13 protein-coding genes are annotated in these 17,042 nt (G+C 72.8%); 5 read left to right on the top strand and 8 right to left on the bottom strand.

Going from position 1 to position 17,042, the window contains the following annotated elements; translation table 11 throughout:
* Window positions 1–174: 174 nt before the first annotated feature.
* Complete coding sequence (locus AB0F58_RS20785; protein WP_357145153.1) at window positions 175–1,104, bottom strand: hypothetical protein; 930 nt, start codon at window positions 1,102–1,104, stop codon at window positions 175–177.
* A 32-nt stretch (window positions 1,105–1,136) separates the two neighbouring features.
* Complete coding sequence (locus tag AB0F58_RS20780; RefSeq protein WP_357145150.1) at window positions 1,137–2,252, bottom strand: transporter substrate-binding domain-containing protein; 1,116 nt, start codon at window positions 2,250–2,252, stop codon at window positions 1,137–1,139.
* A gap of 452 nt (window positions 2,253–2,704) precedes the next feature.
* Here AB0F58_RS20780 and AB0F58_RS20775 point away from each other — a divergent pair, with 452 nt between their 5' ends.
* The 3 genes from AB0F58_RS20775 (at window position 2,705) to AB0F58_RS20765 (ending at window position 5,931) form a co-directional block, all read left to right on the top strand.
* Window positions 2,705–3,097: a cupin domain-containing protein gene (locus AB0F58_RS20775; RefSeq protein ID WP_357145147.1), complete on the top strand. Its 393-nt coding sequence runs from the start codon at window positions 2,705–2,707 to the stop codon at window positions 3,095–3,097.
* Between the two features lie 69 nt (window positions 3,098–3,166).
* The gene (locus AB0F58_RS20770) at window positions 3,167–4,948 is read left to right on the top strand and encodes a glycoside hydrolase family 15 protein (protein ID WP_357145144.1); all 1,782 of its coding nucleotides are present in this window, start codon (window positions 3,167–3,169) and stop codon (window positions 4,946–4,948) included.
* 152 nt (window positions 4,949–5,100) lie between these two features.
* Window positions 5,101–5,931 (top strand): aldo/keto reductase, encoded by an 831-nt coding sequence (locus tag AB0F58_RS20765; protein WP_357145142.1) that lies wholly within the window; start codon window positions 5,101–5,103, stop codon window positions 5,929–5,931.
* 153 nt (window positions 5,932–6,084) lie between these two features.
* Here the strand turns inward: AB0F58_RS20765 and AB0F58_RS20760 are convergent, their stop codons facing one another.
* Window positions 6,085–7,227, bottom strand: coding sequence for a cellulose binding domain-containing protein (locus AB0F58_RS20760; protein WP_357145139.1), 1,143 nt, complete (start codon window positions 7,225–7,227; stop codon window positions 6,085–6,087).
* A 260-nt stretch (window positions 7,228–7,487) separates the two neighbouring features.
* On the opposite strand from AB0F58_RS20760, the gene AB0F58_RS20755 reads away from it, so the two are divergent.
* The gene (locus AB0F58_RS20755) at window positions 7,488–8,594 is read left to right on the top strand and encodes an FAD-dependent monooxygenase (RefSeq protein ID WP_357145223.1); all 1,107 of its coding nucleotides are present in this window, start codon (window positions 7,488–7,490) and stop codon (window positions 8,592–8,594) included.
* Between the two features lie 142 nt (window positions 8,595–8,736).
* Entirely contained in the window at window positions 8,737–10,497 is a 1,761-nt protein-coding gene (gene ctaD / locus AB0F58_RS20750) for a cytochrome c oxidase subunit I (protein WP_357145136.1), read from the top strand.
* Window positions 10,498–10,590: 93 nt separating this feature from the next.
* Here the strand turns inward: ctaD and AB0F58_RS20745 are convergent, their stop codons facing one another.
* The 5 genes from AB0F58_RS20745 to AB0F58_RS20725 form a co-directional block, all read right to left on the bottom strand.
* Complete coding sequence (locus AB0F58_RS20745; RefSeq protein WP_357145133.1) at window positions 10,591–12,123, bottom strand: ATP-binding protein; 1,533 nt, start codon at window positions 12,121–12,123, stop codon at window positions 10,591–10,593.
* Window positions 12,120–13,778, bottom strand: coding sequence for an FAD-dependent oxidoreductase (locus tag AB0F58_RS20740; protein WP_357145131.1), 1,659 nt, complete (start codon window positions 13,776–13,778; stop codon window positions 12,120–12,122). The genes AB0F58_RS20745 and AB0F58_RS20740 overlap by 4 nt, the downstream gene beginning before the upstream one ends.
* Window positions 13,779–13,833: 55 nt before the next feature.
* Window positions 13,834–15,051, bottom strand: a complete 1,218-nt coding sequence (locus AB0F58_RS20735) for an MFS transporter (protein WP_357145128.1) — start codon at window positions 15,049–15,051, stop codon at window positions 13,834–13,836.
* Between the two features lie 65 nt (window positions 15,052–15,116).
* Entirely contained in the window at window positions 15,117–15,698 is a 582-nt protein-coding gene (locus tag AB0F58_RS20730; RefSeq protein WP_357145124.1) for a nicotinamidase, read from the bottom strand.
* A 44-nt stretch (window positions 15,699–15,742) separates the two neighbouring features.
* Window positions 15,743–17,029, bottom strand: coding sequence for a nicotinate phosphoribosyltransferase (locus tag AB0F58_RS20725; RefSeq protein WP_357145121.1), 1,287 nt, complete (start codon window positions 17,027–17,029; stop codon window positions 15,743–15,745).
* Between the last annotated feature and the right edge of the window lie 13 nt (window positions 17,030–17,042).

The following is a 17,042-nucleotide window of genomic DNA, read 5'->3' as shown; positions in this document are numbered from 1 at the left end:
CATGCCGGTTCCGGCTCGTCCATGGCGGGTGACCATGGGATTTCCGCACACCGTCACCCTAGGCCGGGGTGGGACGCAGGGCTATCACGGAGTGGACAAGGTGACGCGTCGAAGCGGTCGCACCGGCACCGACGGGACGGACAGCCACCGGTGCCGCCCGGCGACGACGACCGGTCAGGACCCGGCGCCCAGCCGCCCGGAGCAGCGCTGGTCCGGCGGGGCCACCGGCCGGCGGGGCATCATCCAGTCCAGGGCGGTCTCCTCGACCGGCCAGCCGTGCACGGTGACCACGCTGAACGGGACCCGGGTGGCCTCGGAGCAGAGGGTCTGCGTCCGGACCCGACCGTTGGGCAGGAACCGGACGACCCCGCCCCGGTCGAGCACGACCGTCGACGTGTCGGTCACCGTGATCAGGTGTCCGAGCACGACGCCCGTCGCCCGGCCGGTCTCCGTCGACGCGACCTCGACCGCGGCGGTGGGCAGGACGGGCACCCGCAGGAACACCGCCCCCATCACCAGCGGAAGCGTCGCGGCGACGGCGTACGCGAGCCCGTGGGTCAGGGCCGGGGCGGACCGCCGGGGGAGCGGACCGGTGAGCACGGTGGCGGCGGCCGGTGGCACGGCCAGCAGCGCGGCGGTGCCCCACTCGTCCGCCCGGACCGCCGCCCAGACGGCGGGCCCCAGCACGGCGTACGCCACCACGGCCGCCGCCACCGGCAGCGCCAGCCCGACCAGCATGATCCGCAGCGGCCGGTCGGGGTGCAGGTACCGGGTGCGCAGGGCGAGCAGCCAGAGGGCGAGCATCAGCAGGGCCGGGAGGAACCGCAGCTGCCAGGTGAGCGCGGCCAGCGCCACCGCGGCGGTGAGCACCCAGCCCGGGGTACGGGCCGTGCCGGAGGCGAGCAGCGACCGCTCCGGATCGAAGCGCTCCGGCGCGCTCACCCGCAGCGACCGACCGAGCACCCCGACCACCAGGACGGCCAGCGGCACCGCCCACACCAGGGCGATGAGCAGGGCGCTGAGCAGCCCCAGTGGACTGACGTACTGCATCAGCAGCAGCATGGTCGAACTGTCCTGGCGGCTGAGCTGCCACAGCCGCAGCACCAGCAGCAGGACAGGGAATGCCGGGAGGAGCGTCAGCAGCCACTGCTGCGCCTGCCGCGCCCCGGCCGTCCGGCGCGGGCCGCCGAGCGCACCGGCGTCACCGGCGGTGCGGGGTGACCCGGCAGCGGTAGCGCGAACCTCTCCCACGGCCACTGCCGTACCTCCACCTTCCTCGGATCGGGCTGCTGCTCCTCCGCCACCGACTGCGGCCGGTTGAACGGCTGCTGCCAGCGGAGGTTGTCGTCGTACGCCTCCTCCCAGACCTTGTTCTCGTCATCCTTGGCGGAGGCGTGCAGCGCGAGGTCGACCAGGTCCCGCAGGGCGGTGTTGGGGCCGGTGTTGACGCCCCAGCGTTCCTGCGGGGAGGAGCCGATGTCCCAGTGCCGCAGGGGCTTGGTGTTCTTCAGGCCGGTGGGGAAGGCGTCCGGGTCCTGACTGGCGGTCACGAAGCCGGCCAGGATCGCGGCGTCGGTGGTGACCGCGTCGGTCCGTCCGTCGTGCAGCTCCTGGACGCACTGGCTGATCTTGTTCCGCCCGTACGCCTCGGCGCCCACGTCGCGCAGCCGGGCCTGGGAGGTCGAGGTGGTCAGCGTGCAGACCCGCCGTCCGCGAAGGTCCTCCAGGCTGCTCACCGGGCCGGGCTCGTCCGCCCGGGTGATCACCGACTGCTCGGTGTGCAGGTACGGCGCGGAGAAGGTGGCTCCCTCCCGGGCGCGTTCGTCGGTGACGCTGTACGAGGCGATCACCATGTCGACGGTGACGAACCGGTCGTTGTAGGGGGCCTGCCGACGCGCCCGGTCCTCGCTCTCGATCGGCAGCAGCACGACCTTGCTGCGGTCGAAGTCCAGGTAGCTGGCGATCATGTAGGCGATGTCGATGTCGAAGCCCCGCCAGCCGCCCCCGGGCAGCTGCGACGCGATGCCGGGCTGGTCGTCCTTGACCCCGATGAGCAGCTCCCGCTTACCCTTCATGCCGGCCCGTTCCATCAGCTCGTCCCGGGTCGGTGGTCCGACGTCGAGCACGATGGGAACCAGGGCCACCGCCAGTACGGTCAGCACCACCGTCAACGCGACGAGCCGGAGCTGCCGCGACCGTGGGGTGCTCGACGGGGCGGTGGTCGTCGTACTCGGCTCAGTCTCCTGACTCAAGCTCGTCCCTCCCGCTGCCGCACCGGTGACCGGCCCTCCATTGTGGGGTCTACCGGTGCCGGACCGGGAAGCCCGCGCCGAGGCTGAACAGCCGGGTATCCGACGTTCGGCCCAACGGCCGACCGGGGGTCGGCGGTCTCGTGGTGTGGGCGGAGCCGTCCGGTGTGGTATTGCGGGACGGTCGACGAGGAGCGGGAGAGGCGTCCCCGGACACGAGCGCGCGGCGCCGTTTCGATCCCGGTGGATCGTCACGTCGCCGCGCTCTGGCCGTCTCCCACCGTCGCAGCCTGCGGCGGTACGCCAGTGGGGACCTGGCTCGACCGGCCTTGTCGGTGCAGCCGGTCAGTCTGCATCATGCCCCGTGTCGGCAGCGCCAAACCCACCCGCTGTGCAAAAGTCCACCATTCGGTGTTGTCGGCGTGACCGGGGCCGGAACCGGGTATGAGCGCGTCATGGAGCACTACACGATCGCGACCGTCGCCGAGCGGAGCCCCGACTTCCGTCGGGTGCTGTGGACCGGAGAGCAGACCCAGCTGGTGATCATGACGATTCCGCCGGGTGGGGAGATCGGCGAGGAGGTCCACGAGGACACCGACCAGATCCTGACCTTCGTCAGCGGCACCGGCGAGGCCCGGGTCGCGGGCGAGAAGAAGACCGTGAACCAGGGCGACCTGGTGGTCGTACCGGCCGGCACGAAGCACAACTTCGTCAACACCGGCCCCAACCCGCTGGTCCTCTACACCGTCTACGGCCCGCCCGAGCACGCCGACCAGGTCGTGCACCGGACCAAGGAGGAGGCCGACGAGATGGAGGCCGCCGGCAAGGACGAACCGCCGACCGCCTGACCCGCGGCGGGCCGGCGGGTGGCCGCCGGCCCCGGGCCTGAAAGCGGCCGATCCGGGTACGCCGGGCGGGTGGACCGGCCGGCGATCTCCGACTACGGATTCCTCTCCGACTGCCGTTCCGGCGCCCTGGTCGGCCGGGACGGCTCGGTCGACTGGTGGTGTCCCGACCGGTTCGACTCGCCGGCGGTCTTCGGGCGGATCCTCGACGACGCGGCGGGGCGGTGGCAGCTCGCCCCGGCCGGCGCCGGCCGGGTGGAGCGGGCGTACCTGCCCGACACGCTGGTCCTGCGGACCGTGCACCACACGCCCGAGGGGAGTGTGGCGGTCACCGACGCGCTCGCCGCCGAGCCCGGCGCACGGGGGCACGAGCTGGGGCGGAACTCCCCGGCGGTGCTGCTCCGGGTGGTCGAGGGGCTCAGCGGCCGGGTGCCGATGCGGCTGGACCTCGTGCCCCGGCCCGAGTACGGGCTGCTCACGCCGTACCTGCGGGAGCAGCCGGACGGCGCGGTCCGGTTCGAGGCGGGGCCGGTCGCCCTCCAGGTGCGCGGCGGCGTGCCGCTGCACGCCGGCCGGGACCGGGTCCGGACGGACTTCGCGGTCTCCGCCGGCGAGCGGATCGGCTTCGACCTGGCGTACGCCCCGGTCTACGGAGCGGGGCCCGCGTGCCTCGACCCGGTCGACGCGCTCGCCGACACGGTCCTCGCCTGGCAGGCCTTCCGGGAGACGCACCGGTACCGGGGCCGGCACCCCGCACTGGTACGGCACAGCGCGACGGTGCTCCAGGGGCTGACGTACACCCGCAGCGGCGCGGTCGCCGCCGCCCTGACCACCTCCCTGCCGGAGCGGCTCGGGGGCGACCGCAACTACGACTACCGCTACTCCTGGCTGCGCGACTTCGCGATGACCCTGCACGCGCTCTGGGTGGCGGCCTGCCCGGACGAGGCGTCCCGTCTCTTCGCCTGGGCGTCCCGGTCGATCGGCCAGCTCGGCGACACTCCGGTGCCGGTGCTCTTCGGTCTGGAGGGGGAGCGGGGGCTCGCCGAGCATGACATCGCCCACCTGCGCGGGTACGCCGACAGCCGGCCGGTGCGGCTGGGCAACGACGCCTGGCGGCAGCGCCAGCTGGACGTGCCCGGCGAGCTGGTCTCGGCCGTGTGGCGGTTGCACGAGTACCTCGGTGAACGCCTCGACGACGAGCTGCGGGACATGGTGGTCGGCCTGACCGAGCAGGTGGCCGCGACCTGGCGGCTGCCGGACCGGGGGATGTGGGAGACCCGGGAGGAGGAGCGGCACCACCTCTCCTCGAAGGCGCTCTGCTGGGTGACCATGCAGCTCGCGGTGGAGCTGGCCCCCCGACTCGGTGACCGCGCCGATCCGGCGCGCTGGCGGGCGGTGCGGGACGAGATCCGGGCGACCGTGCTGGATCGCGGCTGGAACGAGCGGGCCGGCGCGTACACCGGGGCGTTCGACTCCGCCGAGCTGGACGCCTCCGCGCTCTACCTGCCGGTGGTCGGTTTCCTGCCCGCCACCGACCCCCGGATGCGGGCCACCATCGCGGCGGTGGAGCGGGAACTGGCCACCCCGGACGGGCTGGTCCGACGCTGGGCGACCGACCCGGGCGGTTTCCTGCTCTGCTCGTTCTGGCTGGTGCAGTGCCTCGTGCTGGCCGGCGAGCCGGAACGGGCCGAGGCGCTCTTCGTCCGGGTGGCCGGGCACGCCAACGACGTCGGGCTCTTCGCCGAACAGGTCGACCCGGTCACCGGTGGGCTGCTCGGCAACTTCCCGCAGGCGCTGTCCCACATCGGACTGGTCAACGCGGCCTGGGAGCTGACCGACCCGGGCGGCGACTGAGCCGGGCACCGGCCGGGCCGACGCGACGGCGGGCACCGGGCGTCGCGTTCCCGCCGGTACCCGCGGGCCCGGTCCGCCGTGCGGACCGGGCCCGCGGATCCGGGCGCGGCTGCACCGGCATGGCTGGGCTGCGGGCGGGTACGCGGAACGGCATGAGGTCCTCCGACCAACCCACCGTGGTGCTGCCCGGCCGGGTGCGGATGCCGCTGCTCGGCTTCGGCACCTGGCAGGCGTCCGGCGAGTCCGCGTACGACGCCGTGCGGACCGCTCTCGCGGCCGGCTACCGGCACATCGACACCGCCACCATGTACGGCAACGAGAAGGAGGTGGGACGGGCGCTCCGGGACAGCGGACTGCACCGCGACGACGTCTTCGTGACCACCAAGATCCCCTCGGACGGGGTGGGGCGCGAACGGCACGTCCTGGAGGCCAGCCTGGCCGCCCTCGACACCGGTCACGTCGACCTGTGGCTGGTCCACTGGCCCCCGGCCGCCCCCGGGGACAGCGTCCGGATGTGGCGGCAGGTGTTGAAGGCCCGCGACGACGGCCTGACCCGCGCCGCCGGGGTGAGCAACTACTCGACCGCGCAACTCGACGAACTGATCCAGGCGACGGCGGAGGCGCCGGCGGTCAACCAGATCCGCTGGGGTCCGCCGCTGTACGACGCCCGGCGGCACGCCGAGCACCGTGATCGCGGGATCGTGCTGGAGGGGTACAGCCCGTTCAAGACCACCGACCTCACCGATCCGGTCCTGACCCGGATCGCCGAGGCGCACGGCGTCACGCCGGCCCAGGTGGTGCTCCGGTGGCACATCGACCACGGGATCGTGGTCATTCCCAAGTCGGTCACCCCGGCCCGGATCCGGTCCAACGCCGACATCTTCGGCTTCGCGCTGACGCCGGAGGAACGGGACATGGTCGACGCCCTGGCCGGCCAGGGGCGCGGCGAGACCGCGACCGTACCGACCGACGTCATCGCCTAGGGGCGACGTCCGCCCCCGGCGGGCGGACGGCAGCGATCGCGTTCATTGGAGTCCGGGCACCCGTGTCGGCGCTGCGGCGTCGGCCCGGCGGACGCCGGGGCCCTTCCCGCGGCCAGGCACGGCGGCGGGAAGGGCCGAGGGTGGCGCGGTGCCTCAGCGGCGGGCGCAGGTGGTGCCGTTGAGGGCGAAGCTGCTCGGCGGCGAGTAACTGCCGCTCATCGACGCTTGGTGGCCGAAGGTGACCGAGGCGCCGGGGGCGATGGTGCCGTTGTAGCTGAGGTTGCGGGCGGTCACCGTGCTGCCGTTCTGGGTCACCGTGGCGTTCCAGGAACCGGTGATCTGCTGGCCGGCCGGGAGCTGGTAGGCCAGCGTCCAGCCGGCGACCGGCGTCGCGCCGGTGTTGGTCACGGTCACCTCGGCGGTGTAGCCGGTGTTCCAGGTGTTCGTCGGGGTGTAGCGGACCGCGCAGTCGGCCCCGCCCGGCGGCGGGGTGGTCGGGGGCGCGGTGGTGGGCGGCGGGGTGGTCGGGTTGGTGCCGCCCCCGTTGACGCTGGCCGAGAAGGAGTTCACCGCCAGGCCGACGCCGCCGGACCAAGGCTCGAAGCCGGCCTGGATGCTGGTCAGGTACCAGGAGTTGGTGATCGCGCCCCGGTTGCGGACGTCGGCGATGAAGTCGAGCACGCTGAAGCTCAGGCTGGTGATCGGCGACGGCGCGACGTACGAGATGACGTTGTTGGCGCCGTTGCTGCCCCGCCAGACCTCCCAGGTCCGGCCGGCCAGGGTGGTGGTGCCGACCGGGGATCCGATGGGCTGGATCGGGCCCTGCCGGTTCAGCCAGATCATGATCTCCATCTGGTTCACCCCGTCCCGTTTCGGCGACGGGTCGAGCCAGATGTCGTACGAGGCGTTGTAGGTGGCCCCGCTGACGTAGCGGTACTCGATGCTGCTGGTCGCGTTGCTGATCTGGCTCACCTGCATCGGCAGCGTGGTGCCGGGGGAGCAGTTGGTGTAGTGGCAGCCGTAGAAGACCGAGGGGTACGCCGTGGGTGCGCCGTTGGTCGGGTTGCTGCCGTCCTGGCGGGTGATCGAGAAGCCGGTGCCGGTGACGTTGATGCACTGCTGGGCGCTGGTGCCCCAGCGGTTGTTCTGCACCACGTAACGGTTCTGGATGACGGTGCTGCCGTACTGCTCGCAGATCTGGGTGTCGGCGGAGGCGCTGCCGCCGAGGGCGACGCCGGTGATCGCGCCGACCGCGAGGACGCCGGCCGCCACGACGGCACGGAGGATACGGGTCATGTGCGTGCTGCTCCTTGACTCGGCACGGGGGTGCCGGGGATTGCGGGGGGAAGTCGGGAGCGCTCCCATGGACAGCTAACACATTTACATGCTTGAAATTATCGTGCAACCTGACCGGTGCCCCGCGTGCACCCTGGGTCTACTCCCCCTCGGTCGAAGGGGAGATCCCGCGCCATCCGATCGGATCTTCCATGGTTCGGTTGCGGGGAGTAGTCTCTTGCCTTCAACGCGTGCCGCTCCCCTCGGAGGCGTACACCAGCATGGGCGGATCCCCCCTGCGTATTCTCGTCGTCGGTGCGGGCATCGCCGGGCTCGCCGTGGCCCGGGCCCTGCGGAGGGCAGGATTCCGCCCGGACGTCACCGAGCGACGGACCGGCACCGACCTGCCCGACAGTGGCCTCTACCTACCCGGCAACGCCGCCCGCGCGCTGCGCCGGCTCGACCTCGACCTGCCCGTCCGGCCGCTCGGCCAGGTGATCCACCGGCAGCGGTTCCTCGACGCCGCCGGCCGTGAACTCTGCGAGGTCGACCTGACCAGACTCTGGGCCGGGGTCGGCGAGTGCCGGGCCCTGCCCCGCAGCGACCTGCACCGGGTGCTGCTCACCGGGGCCGGTGGCGCGGTCCGGCACGGGGTCGAGGTGCGCACCCTCGACCTCGCGGCCGACGCGGTCACCGTCACCTTCGACGACGGCACCGTCACCGAGTACGACCTGGTGATCGGCGCGGACGGCCCCCGGTCCGCGGTGCGGACCCTCGCCGCGCTCGGCGGGCCCGCCCGGCCGGCCGGGCAGATCGTCTACCGGGCGGTGGTCCGGGGCGGTCCGTCGGTGGTCGAGTGGACCGCCCTGCTCGGCCAGCGCGCCGGGTTCGTGGTGATGCCGATCGGCGGCGGGCGACTCTACTGTTACGCCGACGAGGCCGGCAGCGCCCCGCCGGCCGACCCGATGGCCCGGCTGCGCGAGGTGTTCGGCTCCTACGGCCCGCCGGTGCCCCGGGTGCTCGACGCCCTGGACCGGGTGCACGTCGGGCTGACCGACGAGGTCGAGTTGGGCCGCTGGTCCCGGGGCCGGGTGGTACTGGTCGGCGACGCCGCGCACGCCACCGCGCCGACGTTGGCCCAGGGCGCGGCGATGGCGCTGGAGGACGCGGTGGTGCTCGCCGAGGCGCTCGCCGCCACCGGCAGCGTCGGGGCCGCGCTGGTGGCGTACGAGAGCCGTCGCCGGCCGCGCACCAAGTGGGTCCGGGACCGCACCCGCGACCGCGACCGTACCCGCGACGTACCGCCGGCCCTGCGCGACCCGTTGCTGCGCGGCCGGGGCGGGCGCATCTTCCAGGAGCACTACCGGCTGTTGGTCGATCCGCTCTGACCCGCCACCAGCCGGCGGGCGCAGGGCGTGTCCGGCCACCCGGCGCGGCGTGTCGACCTGCCGGGGACTATCCTTCCTTCGGACTACGGCTCGCAATTACCAGCGCGTGCCGAGGGGGACGAACGAGAACCGGAGGCCACTCGTGACCACCGTCGCACCGAAGCCGGTCGTGACCCGGCCCTGGCCGGTCCGAGAGCCGGTGAAGGGCTCGGCCATCGCGCGGATGCTTCGTACCACGGACGCGAAGCAGATCGGGATCATGTACATGGTCACCGCGTTCGCGTTCTTCATGATCGGTGGCCTGATGGCCCTGATCCTCCGCGCCGAGTTGGCCCGTCCCGGCCTCCAGTTCCTTTCGCCGGAGCAGTACAACCAGCTCTTCACCATGCACGGCACGGTGATGCTGCTCTTCTTCGCGACGCCGATCGTGTTCGCCTTCGCGAACTACGTGGTGCCGCTGCAGATCGGCGCGCCGGACGTGTCGTTCCCCCGGCTGAACAGCTTCGCCTACTGGCTCTTCCTGTTCGGTGGGACGATGGCCGTCGCCGGTTTCCTGTCTCCCGGCGGTGCGGCCGACTTCGGCTGGACGGCGTACACCCCGCTGAGCAACGACGCGCACTCCCCGGGCATCGGTGGCAACCTCTGGGTGGTCGGCCTGGCCGTCTCCGGTCTCGGCTCGATCCTCGGCGCGGTCAACCTGATCACCACGATCCTGACCCTGCGCGCCCCGGGCATGACCATGTTCCGGATGCCGATCTTCACCTGGAACATGCTGGTCACCAGCCTCCTGGTGATCCTGGTCTTCCCGCTGCTCGCCGCCGCGCTCTTCGCGCTCGCCGCCGACCGCATCCTCGGCGCGCACGTCTTCAGCCCCGACACCGGCGGCCCGATGCTCTGGCAGCACCTCTTCTGGTTCTTCGGACACCCCGAGGTGTACATCATCGCCCTGCCGTTCTTCGGCATCATCACCGAGATCATTCCGGTGTTCTCCCGGAAGCCGATCTTCGGCTACAAGGGTCTGGTGGCCGCGACGATCGCCATCGCCGGCCTGTCGATGAGCGTCTGGGCGCACCACATGTTCGCCACCGGTCAGGTGCTCCTGCCGTTCTTCAGCTTCCTGAGCTTCCTGATCGCCGTGCCGACCGGTATGAAGTTCTTCAACTGGATCGGCACCATGTGGCGGGGCCAGATCAGCTTCGAGACGCCGATGCTCTTCGCGCTCGGCTTCCTGGTCACCTTCCTCTTCGGTGGTCTGACCGGTGTGCTGCTGGCCAGCCCGCCGCTCGACTTCCACCTGCACGACTCGTACTTCGTGGTGGCGCACTTCCACTACGTGCTCTTCGGCACGATCGTGTTCGCGGTGTTCGGCGGCATCTACTTCTGGTTCCCGAAGATGTTCGGCCGGATGCTCGACGAGCGGCTGGGCAAGGTGCACTTCTGGCTGACGATGATCGGCTTCCACACCACCTTCCTGGTGCAGCACTGGCTGGGCAACGAGGGTATGCCCCGGCGGTACGCCGACTACCTGCCCACCGACGGCTTCACCACGCTGAACATGATCTCCACGATCGGCGCGTTCATCACCGGTATCTCGACCCTGCCGTTCATCTACAACTGCTGGAAGTCGTACAAGACCGGTCCGGTGGTCGAGGTGAACGACCCGTGGGGGCACGGCAACTCGCTGGAGTGGGCCACCACCTGCCCGCCGCCGCTGCGCAACTTCGACCGGATGCCCCGGATCCGCTCCGAGCGGCCGGCGTTCGACGACAAGTTCCCCGAGCTGGCCGCCGGCCAGACGCTGGCCGGCCCGCCCGAGGGTGGTGCCAAGCCGCTGACCAGTGAGTCCGACGGTGGGGCCACCTACCAGGAGGACACCGCGAGCGACCTCGACCGGAAGAACTGACCCGGAGCGCGCGTACGACGGGCGCCGCACCCCCGACCGGGGTGCGGCGCCCGTCGCGTCGTGCACCGTGCCGAGATGCGGAGACGTCGGCGGTCAGCCGTCGGCGGTCGGTCCGGTGAGCGGCAGCAGCACCCGGAAGGTGGTCGATCCCGGAGCCGAGTCGACCCGGATGTCCCCGTGGTGCTTGCGGACCACGATCCGGTACGAGATGTCCAGGCCCAGGCCGGTCCCCTCGCCGACCGGCTTGGTGGTGAAGAACGGCTCGAAGATCCGGGGCCGGACGTCGGCCGGGATGCCCGGCCCGGTGTCGCCGACCGTCACCACCAGCGAGTCACCGTCGCGCCCCGTCCGGACGGTGAGCGTGCCGGTGTCGCCCATCGCGTCGAGCGCGTTGACGATCAGATTCGTCCAGACCTGGTTCAGCTCGGCGGCGTACGCCGGCACCGGTGGCAGGGCGAGGTCGTACTCCCGGACCAGCCGGACGCCGGGCGGGATCTTCGCGCGGAGCATCACCAGGGTCGCGTCGAGCAGCTCGTGCACGTCGACCACCTGGTAGGGGGCCCGGTCGAGCTGGGAGTACTGCTTCGCCGCGCCGACCAGTCCGGAGATCCGGGTGACCGCCTCGTCGATCTCCCGCAGCAGCAGCTCGGTGTCGACCGTGTGGGTGAGCCAGCGCAGCGCCGACGCCAGGTTCCCCGGACCCACGGCCGCCTCGACCCGGCCCAGCCACTCCGGGTCCACCCCGGCGGCGACCAGCGTGGGCGCGAGTTCCCAGCCGGTGGCGACGTCGTGCTCGTCCAACCAGTCGGTCAGGGCGTCCTCGGCGTCGCTGACCGCCAGGGGCGAGAGCGTCGAGGCGTCGGCGACCCGCCGGACGACCTCCTCCTGCAACGCCACCAACCGGTGCAGGGCGTCGCCGTCGAGCCGGCCGTCGGCGATCGTCGCCAGCTCGTGCCGGATCCCCGCGACGTGTTCGCGCAGCACGGAGGTGGCCCGGACGGCGGCCCCGGCCGGGTTGTTGAGTTCGTGCGTGAGGCCGGCGGAGAGCGCCCCCAACGCCAGCAGCCGCTCCCGTTCGCCGACCCGGACCTCGGTCTGCCGCATCCCGACGAAGAGCCCCTCGAGCAGGTGCATCGCCATCGGGAACCAGGACCGGACGGCGTGCGCGAACGTCTCGGCGGGCAGCACCAGGAAGGTCGCGTCGTCGACCGCCCGGAGCGAGTTGATGTAGACCTGCGGTACCTGGTCGCCCAGGTACGCCTGGGTCGCCCCGCCGTAGACCCCGCGCTGGCCGGTGCGGATGACCTCGACCTCGTCGCCCCGAACCCGCCGGGTCATCGTCACCGTGCCGTCGAGCAGGACGTACAGGCAGGTGGCCGGTTCGCCCTCGGTGTAGACGGCGGTGCCGGCGTCGCGCTGCTCCACCCGGCTGTGGTCGGCCAACCAGTCGAGCTGCCCGTCGTCGAGCGACTCGAAGAGGAAGAGCGTGCGCAGGTCCGCGACGGTCGGCCGGTCCACCGCGCCGGTGGCGTCACCCGGTCGCGGAGCGTCCCGGTCCGTCGGCCCGGCCGGGGACGGTACCTCCCGGCCGGCCGGGCCCTCCGCCCCGCCGGCCGGGCCGGTCATGAGGACTCCAGGTAGCGGTGCACCAGCGAGACGGCCATCGCGCCCTCGCCGACCGCCGAGGCGACCCGTTTGACCGACTCGGCCCGGACGTCCCCGGCGGCGAAGACCCCGGGCATGCTGGTCTCCAGGTGGTACGGGTCCCGCGCGAGCGACCAGCCCGGCGGTCGGCGTCCCCCGGCGACCAGATCCGGTCCGGTCACCACGAACCCGCGCTCGTCGCGGACCAGGACGCCGTCCAGCCAGTCGGTGCGGGGCTGGGCGCCGATGAAGATGAACAGCCAGGAGGCGTCCACCTCGCGGGACTCGCCGGTACGGCTGTCGGTCAGGGTGAGCCGTTCCAGGTGCTCCGTGCCGGCCCCGGCGGTGACCACGGTGTGCGGGTGCACCACCACCCGGTCGATCCGGTCGAGCTGGTCGATCAGGTACCGGGACATCGAGGCGGTCAGGTCGGCCCCTCGGATCAGCAGGTGCACCCGGCTGGCGTACCGGGAGAAGTGCACCGCCGCCTGCCCGGCGGAGTTCGCTCCGCCGACGATGTAGACCTCCTGGTCGACGCAGCTCGGTGCCTCGGTGGCGGTCGAGCCGTAGAAGACCCCGCGACCGGTCAGCTCGGCCAGGCCGGGCGCGTCCAGCACCCGGTACGACACCCCGGTGGCGAGCACCACCGCGTGCGCGGCGATCGTGCTGCCGTCGCCGAAGGTGAGCAGCCGGGCCGAGCCGGCGTCGGTCAGCCCGGTCACCTCCCGGGTGGTCAGCAGTTCGACGCCGAACTTCAACGCCTGCCGGCGGGCCCGGTCGGTGAGCTGCGCGCCCGACACCCCTTCCGGGAAACCGAGGTAGTTCTCGATCCGGCTGCTCTGCCCGGCCTGCCCGCCGGTGGCCCGCCGTTCGACCAGCACCGTGCGCAGCCCCTCGGACGCGCCGTAGACCGCCGCCCCCAGCCCGGCGGGTCCGCCACCGACGACCACCAGGTCGTAGAAGTCCTCGGTGGGCGCCACCCGGAGGCCGACCAGCGCGGCCAGTTCGGCCTCGGTGGGTCGGGACAGGTGCCGGCCGTCGGGAGCGATCACCACCGGCACGTCGTCGGCGGTCGCGCCGGCCGCGGTCAGCAGCCGACCGCCCTCCGGGTCGTCGGCGAGCAGCCAGCGGTACGGGACCAGGTTGCGGGCGAGGAAGTCCCGGACCGCGAAGGACGGCGCGGACCAGCGGTGCCCGACCACCCGCAGCTCCGCGGCGGCGGCCGCCGGGGTGGCCGCCCAGGCGTCGAGCAGGCTGTCCACCACCGGGTAGAGCTTCTCCTCCGGCGGGTGCCACGGCTTGAGCAGGTAGTGGTCGAGGTCGACCAGGTTGATGGCGTCGATCGCCGCGTCGGTGTCGGCGTACGCGGTGAGCAGCACCCGGCGTGCGGCCGGGAAGAGGTCCATCGCGGCCTCGAGGAACTCGATACCGGTCATCTCGGGCATCCGGTGGTCGGCGACCAGCACCGCCACCTGCTCTCCCCGGAGCTTGAGTTCGCGCAACGTGTCCAGGGCGCTCGGCCCCGAGCCGGCGCGGACCACCCGGTAGCGGTCGCCGTAACGCCGTCGCATGTCCCGGGCCACGGCACGGGACACGGCCGGGTCGTCGTCGATGGTGAGGATCACCGGATTCGCCACGCCCCCATCAAAGCACCCCGGCCGGTGGTCGCCCACAGCGCCGTGGCCTGCGGATTCAGTGGTGAGAGCCGACCAGGTCGTCGGTCTTCGCGGGGGCCGTGCCGCGACGTCGGTGGCGCAACTCGGCCGGGAGCACGACGAGCGCGACCACCGCACCGATCAGACCGATGGCGGCGAAACCCCAGGCCGGCGTGGTGCGGTCGATGACCGCGCCGGCCAGCGGCGCGCCGATGGCGACGCCGACGGTGATCGCCGAGGCGTGCAGCCCCATCGCCTCGCCCCGGACCGGGGCCGGGGCGAGGCGGCTCACCGCGTCGGCCGTGGCGGCCAGCGTCGGCGCGCAGAGCAGCCCGGCGGGGATCAGGGCCAGGGCGAGCAGCCACCAGTGCCCCCCGGCCAGGCCGATCGGCACGGTGCAGACGGCCAGCGCGGCCATCAGGGCCAGCGGTGACACCGGCCGGCTGACCGCGCCGTAGGCGAACCCGCCGACCAGGGAGGCCGCCGCCCAGAGGGCCAGCACCGCCCCGGTCCAGCCGACCTCGCCGTCGTCCCGCAGCGCCGCCACCACCGCCACGTCGGTGCCGCCGAGCACCAGCGTGCACGCCGCGCTGACGGCGAGCACGGCGAACAGGCGCGGAGTGAGCCACTCCCGGCGGGGGATCCGGCGCGACGGGCCGGCGGTCTGCTCCTCGGCGGTCCGGACCGGCGGGTTCAGCGCCAGCAGCGCGAGCCCGGCGGCGACGATGCCGCCGCCCACCGCCCAGAGGGTGACCTGGGGCGCGATGGCGGTGGCCAGCGCCACGCCGAGCGCCGGACCGACCATGAACGACAGCTCCACGGACATCGAGTCCAGCGCGTACGCCGGCCGGCGGTGCTCGGACGGCACCAGGGCGGCGATGCACTGCCGGATCACCGAGGAGAGCGGCAGGGCGAGCAGCCCGGCCAGGAAGGCCGCCGGGAGCAGGAGGGCGTACGGCAACTGCGGCGCGCTCGCCCAGAACAGCGCCTCGCCGGCCGTGGTGAGGAGCAGGACGAGGGTCAGGCCCCGCCGGTCGATGAGTCGGCCCAGCAGCGGGGCGCCGAGCGCCGCGCCGACGGTCAGGGCCGCGCCGACCAGGCCGGCCGCGCCGTACCCCCGGTCGAGTTCGAGCAGTACGTAGAAGGTGAGGGCGATGCCCGCCGCGGTGTGCGGGATGCGGGCCAACACCGCCACGAGCAGCAGCGACCGGAGACCGGGCACCGCGAGGGTGGCCCGGTAGGGCGTGAGATTCATGACGGCGCGCACCTCCGCCGACCATCCTCGGCCGAAGGTCCGACGGGAACCACCCGATTACCGGGTCATGCGTTCGGTATCACAGGCCCGCCGTGCAGGGTGACCCCCGCGCCGTCCATCGCCCGCAACGCCACGTCGGTGGTGGCCGGCGCGACGGCGGCGGTCAGCTCCAGCAGCACGGTGGTGGCGAAGCCCTCCCGGGCGGCGTCGAGCGCGGTGGCCCGGACGCAGTGGTCGGTGGCGATGCCGACCACGTCGACCCGGTCCACGTCGTGCCGGCGCAGCCAGTCGGCCAGGCACTCGCCGTCGGTGGCGTGCCCCTCGAAACCCGAGTACGCCGCGGCGTACTCGCCCTTGTGGAAGATCGCCTCGACCCGGGAGGTGTCCAGCCCGGGGTGGAACTCCACGCCCGGCGTACCGACCACGCAGTGCCGGGGCCAGGAGTCGACGAAGTCCGGCGGGTCGCCGAAGTGGGCCCCCGGGTCGATGTGGTAGTCCTTCGTGGCGACCACGTGGTCCCAGCGGTCCGGCTCGGCGGCGAGCAGCCGGGAGATCCCGGCCGCGACGCCGGTCCCGCCCGCGACCGCGAGCGAGCCGCCCTCACAGAAGTCGTTCTGCACGTCCACGATGATCAGCGCGTTGGCCATCGTCAGCGTTCCTTTCCGGGTGTGGTGGCCTGCTCGGGGAGTGGTCAGCCGGCGGGTACGACGGTGACGGGGACCGCCGGATCCCCGGCGGACAGCTTCAGCCCCTCCCAGGGGATGGAGATCAGGCACTGCCGCAGGTGCTCCCGCGACTGGTCCAGCCGGGGCAGGTCGACCGCCCCGCCGTCGACCACGTACGACCGCTGGAGCAACCGGTCGTGCGGCGCGTGGTCCGGCACCCCCTGCGGGACGATGACCTCCTCGGTGGCGGTGCCGGTCGGCTTGTGCCGGCGGACGGCGACCTTGCGACCGCCGATGGTCCCCTTCTGCTCGGAGCGCTTGACCACCGGCCGCCCCTCCACCTCGACCAGCTTGTAGACCAGTCCGGCGGTGGGTGCGCCCGAGCCGGTGACCACGGCGGTGCCCGCGCCGTACATGTCGACCGGTTCGGCGGCGAGCGCGGCGATGGCGTACTCGTCGAGGTCGCCGGAGACAATGATCTTGGTTTCGGTGGCGCCGAGCGAGTCGAGCAGTTCCCTCGACTGCCCGGCGATCACCGCCAGGTCGCCGGAGTCGATCCGGACCGCCCGCAGCTCCGGTCCGGCGACCGCGATCGCGTTCCGGATGCCCTGGCTGATGTCGTACGTGTCGACCAGCAGCGTGGTCTCCTTGCCCAGGGTGGCCACCTGGGAGGCGAACGCGGCCCGCTCGTCGTCGTGCAGCAGGGTGAACGCGTGCGCCGCGGTGCCGGCGGTGGGGATGCCGTACCGCTGGCCGGCGGCCAGGTTCGAGGTGAACGCGAAACCGGCCAGGTACGCGGCCCGCGCGGCGGCCACCGCCGCCTCCTCGTGCGCCCGTCGGGAGCCCATCTCGATCAGCGTCCGGCCCCGGGCGGCGGTCACCATCCGGGCCGCCGCGGCGGCCACCGCGCAGTCGTGGTTGAGCACCGAGAGCACCAGCGTCTCCAACACCACGCACTCGGCGAAGCCGCCGGAGACGGTGAGGATCGGGGAGCCGGGGAAGAACAGCTCGCCCTCGGCGTACCCGTCGACGTCGCCGGTGAAGCGGTACCGGGACAACCAGTCCGCCGCCGCCTCGTCGACCACCCCGGTCCGGCGGAGGAAGTCCACCTCGGCCTCGTCGAAGCGGAAGTCCCGGATCAGCTCGACCAGCCGGGTGGTGCCGGCGACCACGCCGTACCGCCGGCCGGCCGGCAACCGCCGGCTGAACACCTCGAAGACACAGCGCCGGTCGGCGGTGCCGTCCCGCAGGGCGGCGCTGATCATGGTCAGCTCGTAGTGGTCGGTCAGCAGTGCGGGGCGAAGGGTGCTCACGACCCCAGCCTAG

The sequence above is a fragment of the Micromonospora sp. NPDC023956 genome, assembly GCF_040639195.1.
Taxonomy (GTDB): domain Bacteria; phylum Actinomycetota; class Actinomycetes; order Mycobacteriales; family Micromonosporaceae; genus Micromonospora.
This window is presented reverse-complemented; position numbering and strand designations above follow the sequence as displayed.